Source organism: Flavobacterium flavigenum (genome assembly GCF_027111255.2).
Lineage (GTDB): Bacteria > Bacteroidota > Bacteroidia > Flavobacteriales > Flavobacteriaceae > Flavobacterium > Flavobacterium flavigenum.
This window is the reverse complement of sequence record NZ_CP114285.2, coordinates 3009094-3020768: the sequence shown is the minus strand read 5'-3', so window position 1 is coordinate 3020768 and position 11675 is coordinate 3009094. Positions and strand designations below refer to the sequence as shown.

Below are 11675 nucleotides of genomic sequence, written 5' to 3'. Positions count from 1 at the left end.
CAAAATAACAGCCCCTGTGATGTTATCTAAAAAAATTATTACAATGAAAAAATTAATAGTATCCTTAGTACTCCTAGCTGTAACATCAGGTTACAGCCAGGAGTTAAACCTACCGGTGTTTACGCAGTATTTAGCAGATAATCCTTTTGTAATTTCACCAGCCTATGCAGGTATTGGGGATAACGTTAGAATCAGGGTTAACGGATTAACTCAGTGGGTCGGAATAAAAGACGCACCAGATAATCAGTCTGCTTATGTCGATTTCAGGCTTTTGGATCGTTCAGGAGTTGGTATTTCAGTTTACAACGATAAAAATGGTTATACGAGACAGACAGGAGCCAAAGTTTCATTTGCCCATCATATTATTTTGGACTATTATTCTAAGCAGTATATGTCTTTCGGTATTTCCTATAACTTTAATAGTTTTAGGATTGATACAGATGAATTTAGTACTGATATCGAACATCCTGTTTTAGATCCTTCCATTACAAATGATCGCTATACTGCAAATAATAACTTTGACATCAGTGCATTATATCGTAATAAAAACTTCTATTTGAGTTTTAATGCGAATAACGTTCTGAAGAAAAACACTAATAAATTTAGAGGTGTAGAACCAGATTTACTATCTAATTATCAGGTATATACAGGGTTTACATTTAGAGATTCAGAAAACAATCGTATCGAATATGAACCATCAATATTTTATCAGTATTTTGCTAGTGATAAACGTTCTGCAACAGATATCAATTTTAAATACAGACGTTATAATCGCTATGAAGAATATTACTGGATAGGAGTTTCGTATCGTATGCTGAACGATCAGTTTCCAAAACCTTTATCATTGGGACCAATGGCAGGTTTCATGAAGTCTAAAATTTATTTTGCATATTCCTATCAGGTAATGTTTAACGATTTAGGATATTACAACTCAGGAACCCATGTTGTCACGCTTGGATTTGATTTCCTTCAGGCATTAAGCAGTTGTCCTTGTACGGATAGTCCGGTTCATGATTAATTATAAAGAAAGGCTTTAGAACAAAATAGTTTTAAAGCCTTTTTTAGTAATTATTTATAAAAAATCGCAAGATTACATGGTTTCACCTCAATAATTTGATATAAACCATCAGGATCATTAAATTTGAATAAATCAATTCGATTTATGAAATCGTCATTTACAAGTTTAGCAATTCCAATAGAAATAATGACATTACCATATATGACAGTTAAAAAACAACTTTTACATATATGAAAACTAAACTTTCGTTTTATGTCCTGCATGTAGGTTTGTGTCTTGCTTTTTTATTTTTGCCTTATGCATTTACATCAGTCAAAACAATTTTTGCCTGGCCCAATCTGTACTCAAATGTACACGATCGGATTTATTTTTTTATTTATTTTAGTTTATTGTGTTTCTTTTATTTTAACTATTATTATTTAATTCCACAATATTACTTTCAAAACAAGCAATTATTATATTTTATAATGATAACTTGTTTTCTTTTATTTTTTGTGTGGATTTCAGGATTTTTAGATCACCCGGATCACAATTTTTTAGATTTTAGGGATCATACAAAACCCTTTTTACATCATCCCGGACCTTTTAATGAAGAAATGAAACCGCCTCCTGATTTTCGAAACATGCATCCGGGACCGATGTCTTTCGATACAATGGGCGGACCGCCAACTCAGTACGGACATACAGCTCTGGTATATTTGCTTGGTGTAATTTCAAGTTTGTTATTTGCTATTTCCGGAAGGCTGCAAAATGTAGAAAAAGAAAAAATGAAGTCAGAGTTGGCTTTTTTAAAAGCGCAGATCAATCCGCATTTTTTATTTAATACACTCAATAGTATTTATGCTCTTGCTTTAAAAAAAGATGATAAAACTCCCGATGCCGTGATACAGTTATCTGAGCTCATGCGCTATATTATTACCAATGCCAATGATGAAGTAATCGATTTGAGCAAAGAAATCAATTATATCAGTAATTTTATTTCATTACAAAAAACACGTTTAGGCAATACTGTAGATGTAGATTACCAGCTAAACGGAACCCCATTTGGAAAGGCAATTACACCGCTTATTTTAATTTCTTTCATAGAAAATGCTTTCAAACATGGTGTAAATCCGGATCAGACTTCTGAAATTTGTATTTATATTGATATTCATGAAAAAGAATTGACATTGATGGTGTCCAATAAAAAGACATTTTCGATTCAATCAGATAGTGGAATTGGACTGCAAAATACAATTGAAAGACTTGCGTTATTGTATCCAAATAAACATCAGTTAAAAATAGAAGATACTAACGAAAAGTATATTGTAAATTTAAGTATTGAAGTAGGATGATAAAAGCAATAGCATTAGACGATGAACCTCTGGCATTAGAAATTTTGCAAAGTCTGTGCGCTGAAGTTGAGTATATCGATTTGCAAAAAACATTTACAAAATCTGATGAAGCTTTTAAATATCTTAAAAAATATCCTGTCGACTTGTTGTTTTTAGATATCAATATGCCTTCTATTTCCGGATTGGATTTTTATAAAAAACTGCCGCATAAAACAATGGTTATTTTTACTACAGCCTATTCTGAATTTGCTGTAGAAGGTTTCACGTTAAGTGCCACAGATTATCTTTTAAAGCCTATTTCTTTTTCCAGGTTTCAGCAGGCTGCAGAAAAAGCACTTCAGCACTGGAAAACTCAAAATCAGAATCTGGAACAGCAATATCTTTTCATACGTGCTGATTATAGCCTTATCAAGATTCTCTTTTCAGATATTTTATATATCGAAGGTTTAGATGATTATCTTAAAATTCATATTCAGAACCAAAAGACTGTTGTGGCCAGAATGACTTTGAAAGTCCTACTTCAAAAATTGCCTTCTACCGAATTTATCCGTGTACATCGGTCATTTATTATTCCGATTTCTAAAATTGAAAAAATTAGAAATAAAATGATTCATATCCATGAGGCAGAAATTCCTATAAGTACAAGTTATGAAGCTGCATTTTTTGAAATCCTTAATCAAAAATAAAGAATCCTTAATTGAAATAATTATACTACAAATTTATTTTTCTTCTTCGTTTACCTCATAATTCTTGTGGAATACCTCAAACTTTTTTCACCACCATAATTTCGAATAATTTTACTTAAAAATTACTGTTAATCATTTGATTGATAAATATTAAAAACGGAAAATTATGAACAGAAAAGATTTTTTAAGAGGTTTAGGTTTAGTAGGAATTAGTTCTTTGGCTATTCCAGTTATAAACGCATGCAGCAAAGATGAGTATTCTTCTGAAGAGACATCGACTGATACAGATACGGCAACTGACACAGGTTCCGGCTCAAGTTCTTCTGGAGATTGCTCTGTTACTCCGTCTGAAACAGCAGGTCCGTTCCCGACGATTAGCCCCTCTTCTCTGGTAAAATCAAATATTGTTATGGACAGAACAGGAGTTGCTTTTACAATTAATATTACCATAAAAAATACAAAAGCAAGTTGCGCGGCTTTAAAAGGAGCAATTGTTGATATTTGGCATTGCGATAAAGATGGTTATTATTCAGAATATGGCGGAACTCAAATGCAGTCTGTCAATTACACAACAGCACATTTTTTAAGAGGAAGGCAAACCACAGATGATAATGGATTAGTGACATTTACATCCATATTTCCAGGCTGGTATTCCGGCAGGGCAACACACATACATGTTCATATTTACAACTCAAGCGGAACTTCATTGTTAGTTACACAAATTGCTTTTCCCGAAGGTTCCGGAAGTGCTGTTGCTTTGGTTAATGCTTCCAGTGCGAATGGTTACACGAAAGGACTATCCGGATATACCTATAATGCTTCTGACAATGTGTTTTCTGATGGTTTTACGAATGAATTGGCAACCGTTACAGGAAGCATTGCCGAAGGTTTTGTTTTAAAACATACCATTAATGTTGCGGGTTAAAAACATGTAAATACCGTTTAAAATGATTAAGCAGATTTCAGCCCAGATATATAAATCAGAAACTAGAGGCGTTTTCAAATCAGCAAAATACAACTGTTTTGCAACCTTTAATTTTGATCAGTACCAGGATTTGTCCAGAACACCATTTGGTTCATTACAGATTTTGAATGAGGAAATACTGGCTCCGCAACATTGTATTTCCAGAATTATAAAGGCAAATACAAATGTGATTATTTTGCCTTTATTTGGTGGAATTGAATGTAAAAACAATCTGGGAAATACTGAATTTTTAAGAGTTGAACAAGTTAAGATAATAGCTGCTGTAGATGAAATGACTTTGGAAATTTTCAATCCTTACGAAAGTGAGAACGTAAGTTTTCTTATCATTCATTTTCAAAAGGAAACAGAGTCTTTTAGAAATTATTTTCAAAATTCTGAAATCGATCTAACCATTAGAAATAAATTAATCCGGTTGTTTCATATTCAGGAAACGGCATGTTTTATTGGAGTTTACGATGGAAGAAAAGAAGGATTTTATACTTTAAAGAATCTTAAAAATGGTGTTTTCGTTTTTGTAGTTAACGGCGCTTTTGAAGTCGAAGACCGGCTTTTAGAAGCTAAGGACGGTTTGAGTATAAAAAGCACAGAAGTAATAGAATGGGAAGCATTGTCTGAAAATGCCGTTTTATTGCTATTCGAAGTTGCTTTAAAATAAACGACAAAAACTTATGAAAATATCAAAAATAAGGCTGGCCTATCGCATACTAATTGATAGTTCTTCTACAATAATCTGGGACAAATATGTTTTTGAAGATACTTTTAAGGAATATAAAATGCAAAGCCAGCAATTTAATTCAGTAGAAAATCCAAAAAATACTTTCAGGGAATTATTGTCTGAAAATGAAAAGGCGGCCCAATTGCATTTTTTGGTCGGAATTGCGGCTGATGGATATGTTCAACAATTAAAAGGTAATTTCTACAGGGTTCCGGATGTATCGGGAAATCAGTATTTTCCGTTTATCAATTATCAGCTGGATATTGTAAACAGTGACATTACCGATCATTCAAAACACAAAATCGGAATTACATTTTACTCTCCGCTATTAAGTTATTTCGGTATTATAGAAGGTAATTATATAGTCTCTAAAAATACTGAAAACAGGAACGAATATGAAACGATTATGTTTCCGGTACAGCCACATCTGTCTATCTGTTATATTCAAAAAGAATAAATCGTTATTATTTTCAAAAACAAAAAAACCACATCTTGTTTTCGCCTTTTTTATCCTGATAGTTGATAAAAAAGGCTTTTTTTCTCTCTAAGAATAACTTAATTCATTGCAAAATTTGTGTTTAATATTTAATAAAGAAATTTATTTGTGAAATTATAACGATTTCGTTCTTTAAATTATTGGTTTTTTAGTTTATCCCAATTTATAAGAACCTTAAAAGTTCTATATTTGTTTTTCTTTCAAAAAAACCATAAAATAATTATCAAATGAAAACTCTAAACGATTTCGATTTTAAAAATAAAAAAGCAATAATCCGTGTTGATTTTAATGTGCCTTTGGATGAAAACTTCAATGTAACAGATGCAACACGTATCGAAGCTGCAAAACCAACTATTGATGCAATTCTAGCTCAGGGCGGAAGCGTAATTTTAATGTCACACTTAGGAAGACCAAAAGGTGCTGAAGAAAAATATTCATTAAAACATATCTTAAAAAAAGCTTCTGAAATTTTAGGTGTACAGGTTAAATTTGCTGAAAACTGCGTTGGCGAACCTGCTCAGGCTGCAGCAAAAGATTTGAAACCAGGCGAAGTCCTTTTACTTGAAAATTTACGTTTTCATGCTGAAGAAGAAGCCGGAGATGTTGCTTTTGCAAAAGAATTAGCTTCACTTGGTGATATTTATGTAAATGATGCTTTTGGAACTGCTCACAGAGCACACGCATCTACAACCATAATTGCACAATTTTTCCCAACTGAAAAATGCTTCGGAACCTTATTGGCAAAAGAAATCGAAAGTTTAAATAAAGTATTGAATAATAGCCAAAAACCAGTTGTTGCTGTTTTAGGAGGTTCTAAAGTTTCTTCTAAAATCACGGTTATAGAAAATATCCTGGATAAAGTTGACCACATGATTATTGGTGGAGGGATGACTTTTACATTTATCAAAGCTCAAGGAGGAAAAATTGGAGAATCTATCTGTGAAGATGACAAACAGGATTTAGCTCTTGAGATTTTAAGATTAGCTAAAGAAAAAGGAGTTCAGATTCACATTCCGGTTGATGTAATTGCTGCTGATGATTTCTCAAATACAGCAAATACACAAGTTGTAGATGTAACAGCAATTCCTGATGGATGGCAAGGTCTTGATGCAGGTCCAAAATCTTTGGAGAACTTCAAAAAAGTAATTTTAGAGTCTAAAACAATTTTATGGAATGGTCCTTTGGGCGTTTTTGAAATGGAAACTTTCTCAAAAGGAACTATTGCTTTAGGTAATTATATTGCTGAATCTACTGCAAACGGTGCTTTCTCACTTGTTGGTGGTGGAGATTCTGTTGCGGCTGTAAAACAGTTCGGTTTTGAAGACAAAATGAGTTATGTATCAACCGGTGGAGGTGCAATGCTTGAAATGTTAGAAGGACGTGTTTTACCTGGTATTGCTGCTATTCAAGATTAAAAAAACAACAATTAACATTTTTTTTAGCGATTTTTACGCTTATTCTGCTTAAGTTTGTAAAAATACCATTTCTGTAATTATTTGGATTATAGAATTTTAAAAAAATGTTATATGATTATAAGAAAAATTTCCTTAGCACTTTCAGTCTTTTTTTCAATAGCCGGTTTTGCACAACAAGTAGTCAAAGCAGATACTGAAATAAAGCCTGAAGTAAAGATCTCGTACTTAGATTCAGTAAAAAAATCATTCGTAAAAAATGACTTAGCCATTCGTGTTGATAGTCTTTGGATGAATGAATTAACAAGTCTGGATATTTATGATGATTTAACTAAGGACATTCAGACAATCAATAAAGATGTTACAGTTGATCAGGAGTTACCAACAGAGCTTTTAAAGCAAAGGCTTCAGGTAATGAATGAAAAGTCGCCTTTTGAAATAGAATACAATCAGGGACTGGAGAATATAATAAAGTCATTTCTTAAGAATCGTAAAAAATCGTTTTCCCGATTAATGGCTTTATCAGAATATTACTTTCCAATATTTGAAGATGCTTTTGCAAAACAAAATGTTCCTCTGGAAATTAAATATTTAGCCGTTGTAGAATCTGCTTTAAATCCTAAAGCAGTTTCTAAAATGGGTGCTACAGGACTTTGGCAATTCATGTACGGAACAGGAAAACAATACGATCTTAAAATTGATTCCTATATTGATGAACGCAGTGATCCTCTTAAAGCAACTGCAGCCGCATCTGAATACATGACTAAAATGTTCAGTGTTTTTGGTGATTGGGAACTGGTATTGGCTTCATACAATTCAGGTCCTGGAAATGTAACAAAAGCAATTCGTCGTTCGGGCGGAAAAACCAAATACTGGGATATCCGTAATTTTCTTCCAAAAGAAACACAAGGATATGTACCGGCTTTCTTAGCAACAATGTACCTTTTCGAATACCATAAAGAGCATGGTATCAATCCCGAAAGAGCTGTTGTGAAAAACTTTGAAACAGATACTATCCGTATCAAAGAAAAAATGACTTTTAAGCAGATTGCTGATTTGTTAGATATGCCGCAATCTCAATTAGAGCTTTTAAATCCTTCCTATAAATTAAAAGTAGTGCCTTATTACCAAAATGAACAGCACTTTTTACGTTTGCCAAAAGATAAAGTTGCCACTTTTGTAGCTAACGAGGATAAAATTTATGCTTATGCAAAATATGATTCAGGTATTTACAAAATGCCTTCTCGTTTAGCACATAAATTAACTCCAAAAGTAAAAGCAAAACCAGTAAAAGTTCCTGAACCGTTAGATCTTGAATCTTATATCGTTCAAAAGGGAGACAATTTAAGTTCGATTGCCCAAAAGTATGATGTTGCTGTAGCAGATATTAAAGAATGGAATAATCTTAAAAGTAACGCACTGGTATTAGGAAGATCTTTAAAAATAAAACCTAAGGATTTAGTTTCCAAAACTGCTCAGGAAGTAGTTAAAAAACCTGTTGAAACTGCAGTTGCATCTGCTGAATCGGCTGATAAAAACGAAATTGAGGTAGAATATGTGGTAAAAAGCGGAGATAATCTGGGTAATATTGCTAAAAAATTCGGGGTAACACTGGCAGAATTAAAAGAATGGAATAACTTAAACTCAAATAATCTGGCATTAGGGAAATCCTTAATCGTTTCTAAAAAGGAAACTACTGTTGTTGAAACTAATGCTGTTGCTTCTAATTCAATTGATGCATTTAAGAAAAAAGCAAATTCTGCTAAATCTATTGGAGAAGATTATTATGTTAAAAAAGGAGATTCATTATATAGTATTTCAAAAAAATATCCTGGTGTGACCATTTCAGATATCAAAAAATGGAACGGAATTAAAGACGAGGATATAAAACCAGGAATGAAGCTAAAAATAAACGGATAATAAAATATCTTACCTAAATTTGGGTTTTATTTCATAAAATTATAAAAATGAATAAAACCCATTTTTTGTTTCTGCTAGTTTCCGTTTTACTGGTTTCCTGTTTTCAAAAGAACGAAAACAAGGAAAAGGAAAAACCAGGAAAAACTAATACAATTTCTATCATTATTGACGATCAGTTGTGGTATGGCGAAGTTGGTGACAGCATCCGAAATAAATTTGCTTCACCGGTTTTGGGTCTTACACAAGAAGAACCCCTGTTTACAATCAATCAATATCCGGCAAAACTCCTTGAAGGTTTTGTAACCGATAGCCGAAGTATTATTGTAGTTAAAAAGTCAGCCGTAGACAAATTTGAGGTTAAAACTAATGATAAAACTTTGCCTCACAATACTTTCAGAATCTACGGAAAATCAATTGAAGACCTCATTTGCAGCATCGAAATGAATTCTCCGGAAATCATTCGGACAATTCGGGAAACCGAGATCAAGAAAGTACAGCAGGATAACAGCAAATCACTTTTGAACCCTGCCGTTATTAAAAATAAATTTCATATTGATCTTCAAATCCCGGTCGGATATGAATACATGCTGCACAAGAAAAATTTCATCTGGCTTAAAAAAGAAATCATTAGTGGTAATACAAGCCTGCTTATTTATCAGATTCCGTTAAACGGGCTTACTAAGAATCTTGACGTTGTAGGTAATATTATCAGAATGCGTGACTCTGTAGGGCATTATATTAAAGGACGCGAACCCAATACTCAAATGATTACAGGGGAAGATTATGCGCCTTATTTCTCAATTACAAATTTAAACGGTAAAAAGGCTTTTGAAACCAAAGGAACCTGGGAATTAAAAAACGATTTTATGACAGGACCTTTTATTAATTACGCCATAATTGATGAAGTTTACAATCGAATTTTGGTCATTGAAGGTTTTTGTTATTCACCATCAAATCAGGAACGGGATTTAATGTTAGAACTAGAAGCCATTATAAAATCAGTCAGAATAGAGAAGAGATAAATTTTATTTTTCGTACTTTTGGTTGTAACGAACATTTAATCAGTTAATTATGAAAAATTTATTTGTAACATTATTGATGTTAGTTTTTTGTTTTTCGTCCTGCAAAAAAGAAGTAAAAACAGCATTAGAAACTACTAATCCTGCCGATAGCATAAAAGCAGAAGATACAATGGCTGAAAAACCTTTAGATTCTGCTGCACAAATGAAAGCTTGGATGGATTACGCTACACCGGGCTCTCCACATAAAATGATGGCAGACGAAACCGGAACCTGGAACTGCGATATGACTTTTTGGGAAGAGGAAGGAGGTAAACCTGAAAAGGCAAATTCTACGGCAAATATAAAAATGATTCTCGGTGGCCGTTATCAGGAAGCCAATTATAAGGGAACCATGATGGGACAGCCATTTGAAGGAAAATCTACACTATCCTACAATAATGCGAGTAAAGAATATACTTCTACATTTATTGATAATATGGGAACCGGAATGATGATTGGCTCAGGCAAATATGACGACAAGACAAAAAGTATGGAACTTAAAGGCGATATGGTAAATCCTTTAGATGGTAAAAAAACACCATATCGGGAGGTTTACACTATTGTGGATGCTACAACACGTAAAATGGAAATGTATGATACAAAAAATGGCAAGGAATATAAAAGCATGGAAATCATTATGAAAAAGAAATAGCCTGAATCATATACCTTTTGAAAACTAAATAATTTCCCGATTGCGTCATGTAATCGGGATTTTTTTGAAACGGATTATTCTTTCTGTTTCAGTTTTTTTAAATTAATTTGGCTCTTTCTAATTAGAATAAAGTAATAAATAATATGCAATGGGATTAAAATGGAAAATAAAGCCTTTTGAGGCATTAACTGTTCATGAGCTATATGATTTGTTGAAACTAAGAAGTGAAATATTTGTAGTAGAACAAAATTGCGTTTATTTAGATCTCGACGGTAAAGACAAGAAAGCTTTACACTTAATTGGCGAATATGATGATAAAATTGTTGCCTATGTACGTTTATTCGATGCAGGAATTAGTTTTGATAATGCTTCAATTGGAAGGGTCGTAGTAGATGTAGATTATCGTGACAGAAAATATGGGCATGATTTAATGAGAGAAGCAATTGCAGCCATAAAGTCCAATTTTGGAAAAGATAAAATTACAATTGGTGCGCAATTATACCTAAAGAAATTCTACGAGAGCCACGGATTCATACAAACCAGCGAAATGTATCTCGAAGATGATATTCCGCATATTGAGATGCAGTTAAACTAAATCTTAGTAATTTTAAATTCAACCCTTCTGTCTAAATAATCCTCTTTCTTAAGCGGATATTTATTACCGCAGCCCTGGTAACTCATACGGCTTTTGGATATTTTTTTCGATGCCAAATAGAAAAATACGGTTTTAGCACGGTTCCAGGAAAGTCTTCTTTCATTATTTTCACGATCTATCCCATCTGTGTAGATTTCAGGAGTACAGCATACATGACCTCTTATTTCAAACTGAATGCTTTTTCTGGATTGCAGGATACTGACAATTTTATCTAATTCTTTTTTAGATTTGTAGGTTAGTTTTGAACTTCCAAGATCAAACAGAATGTTTTCAAGTAAAACTTTATCACCAATGTTTAGTTCACTCTCTAACGAATTACGGATTCCTTTTCCGTAGCTGTTTTTTTTAACGGCAATTAAATCAACCCGGCCGTTTTTAGACCTGGTTTCATGTAGGTTTTCAACCGTATCGCTCCTGATTATGACTCGTCCTTTTCCTTCAAGAATGATTATTCTGCTTTTGTTAAATCCAGTAGAAACTAATATTTTCTGAACGGTATTAACACGGTCCCTCGATAAGCGATAATTATATTCATCAGTACCACGATCATCGCAATAACCATAAATTTGTATTGACTCTATTTTTGTGGTGTCTATGTTTTTTGCAAAATCAGTAATGACTTTGGTTTGCTGACTGCTAAGTATATATTTATCAAAATCAAAATAAATGGTTTCGATGGGTTTTTGCTGCGCCCATAAATTGTAAATAAATAACAGAAACAGGGAGCTGCAAAGTTTCATC

12 protein-coding genes are annotated in these 11675 nt (G+C 32.9%); 11 read left to right on the top strand and 1 reads right to left on the bottom strand.

The genetic code is table 11. The annotated features are described in order from the left end of the window. Nucleotides 1–43: 43 nt before the first annotated feature. The 11 genes from OZP09_RS12440 to OZP09_RS12390 all read left to right on the top strand — a co-directional run bounded on the left by OZP09_RS12440 (nt 44) and on the right by OZP09_RS12390 (nt 10874). Nucleotides 44–1018, top strand: a complete 975-nt coding sequence (locus OZP09_RS12440; protein ID WP_269234026.1) for a PorP/SprF family type IX secretion system membrane protein — start codon at nt 44–46, stop codon at nt 1016–1018. A 467-nt stretch (nt 1019–1485) separates the two neighbouring features. Continuing rightward, nucleotides 1486–2352 carry a sensor histidine kinase gene (locus OZP09_RS12435; protein WP_269234025.1) on the top strand — a complete coding sequence of 289 codons (867 nt, stop codon included), beginning with the start codon at nt 1486–1488 and terminating at the stop codon, nt 2350–2352. After that, entirely contained in the window at nt 2349–3038 is a 690-nt protein-coding gene (locus OZP09_RS12430; RefSeq protein ID WP_269234024.1) for a LytR/AlgR family response regulator transcription factor, read from the top strand. Before OZP09_RS12435 ends, OZP09_RS12430 begins: the two co-directional genes overlap by 4 nt. Nucleotides 3039–3204: 166 nt before the next feature. Then, entirely contained in the window at nt 3205–3963 is a 759-nt protein-coding gene (locus OZP09_RS12425) for a dioxygenase family protein (protein ID WP_269234023.1), read from the top strand. 22 nt (nt 3964–3985) lie between these two features. Then, the gene (locus OZP09_RS12420; RefSeq protein WP_269234022.1) at nt 3986–4678 is read left to right on the top strand and encodes a pirin family protein; all 693 of its coding nucleotides are present in this window, start codon (nt 3986–3988) and stop codon (nt 4676–4678) included. 13 nt (nt 4679–4691) lie between these two features. Continuing rightward, a complete protein-coding gene (locus OZP09_RS12415) occupies nt 4692–5195 on the top strand; it encodes a hypothetical protein (protein ID WP_269234020.1) in 504 nt (167 codons plus the stop codon). 266 nt (nt 5196–5461) lie between these two features. Beyond that, a complete protein-coding gene (locus OZP09_RS12410; RefSeq protein ID WP_269234019.1) occupies nt 5462–6649 on the top strand; it encodes a phosphoglycerate kinase in 1188 nt (395 codons plus the stop codon). A 111-nt stretch (nt 6650–6760) separates the two neighbouring features. Further along, nucleotides 6761–8566: a LysM peptidoglycan-binding domain-containing protein gene (locus tag OZP09_RS12405; RefSeq protein WP_269234018.1), complete on the top strand. Its 1806-nt coding sequence runs from the start codon at nt 6761–6763 to the stop codon at nt 8564–8566. A gap of 47 nt (nt 8567–8613) precedes the next feature. Next, nucleotides 8614–9588 (top strand): DUF4837 family protein, encoded by a 975-nt coding sequence (locus OZP09_RS12400; protein ID WP_281309464.1) that lies wholly within the window; start codon nt 8614–8616, stop codon nt 9586–9588. A 49-nt stretch (nt 9589–9637) separates the two neighbouring features. After that, nucleotides 9638–10279, top strand: coding sequence for a DUF1579 domain-containing protein (locus tag OZP09_RS12395; RefSeq protein WP_269234016.1), 642 nt, complete (start codon nt 9638–9640; stop codon nt 10277–10279). A 148-nt stretch (nt 10280–10427) separates the two neighbouring features. Then, entirely contained in the window at nt 10428–10874 is a 447-nt protein-coding gene (locus OZP09_RS12390) for a GNAT family N-acetyltransferase (RefSeq protein ID WP_269234015.1), read from the top strand. Here OZP09_RS12390 and OZP09_RS12385 read toward each other — a convergent pair. Beyond that, nucleotides 10871–11674 (bottom strand): OmpA family protein, encoded by an 804-nt coding sequence (locus OZP09_RS12385; protein ID WP_269234014.1) that lies wholly within the window; start codon nt 11672–11674, stop codon nt 10871–10873. The two genes, OZP09_RS12390 and OZP09_RS12385, sit on opposite strands and share 4 nt — an antisense overlap. Nucleotide 11675: the final 1 nt, after the last annotated feature.

Coding starts and splice junctions, on each gene's coding strand:
- OZP09_RS12405 (WP_269234018.1), top strand. CDS start 6,761: ATGATTATAAGAAAAATTTCCTTAGCACTTTCAGTCTTTTTTTCAATA.
- OZP09_RS12425 (WP_269234023.1), top strand. CDS start 3,205: ATGAACAGAAAAGATTTTTTAAGAGGTTTAGGTTTAGTAGGAATTAGT.
- OZP09_RS12420 (WP_269234022.1), top strand. CDS start 3,986: ATGATTAAGCAGATTTCAGCCCAGATATATAAATCAGAAACTAGAGGC.
- OZP09_RS12400 (WP_281309464.1), top strand. CDS start 8,614: ATGAATAAAACCCATTTTTTGTTTCTGCTAGTTTCCGTTTTACTGGTT.
- OZP09_RS12430 (WP_269234024.1), top strand. CDS start 2,349: ATGATAAAAGCAATAGCATTAGACGATGAACCTCTGGCATTAGAAATT.
- OZP09_RS12435 (WP_269234025.1), top strand. CDS start 1,486: ATGATAACTTGTTTTCTTTTATTTTTTGTGTGGATTTCAGGATTTTTA.
- OZP09_RS12410 (WP_269234019.1), top strand. CDS start 5,462: ATGAAAACTCTAAACGATTTCGATTTTAAAAATAAAAAAGCAATAATC.
- OZP09_RS12390 (WP_269234015.1), top strand. CDS start 10,428: ATGGGATTAAAATGGAAAATAAAGCCTTTTGAGGCATTAACTGTTCAT.
- OZP09_RS12395 (WP_269234016.1), top strand. CDS start 9,638: ATGAAAAATTTATTTGTAACATTATTGATGTTAGTTTTTTGTTTTTCG.
- OZP09_RS12415 (WP_269234020.1), top strand. CDS start 4,692: ATGAAAATATCAAAAATAAGGCTGGCCTATCGCATACTAATTGATAGT.
- OZP09_RS12440 (WP_269234026.1), top strand. CDS start 44: ATGAAAAAATTAATAGTATCCTTAGTACTCCTAGCTGTAACATCAGGT.
- OZP09_RS12385 (WP_269234014.1), bottom strand. CDS start 11,674: ATGAAACTTTGCAGCTCCCTGTTTCTGTTATTTATTTACAATTTATGG.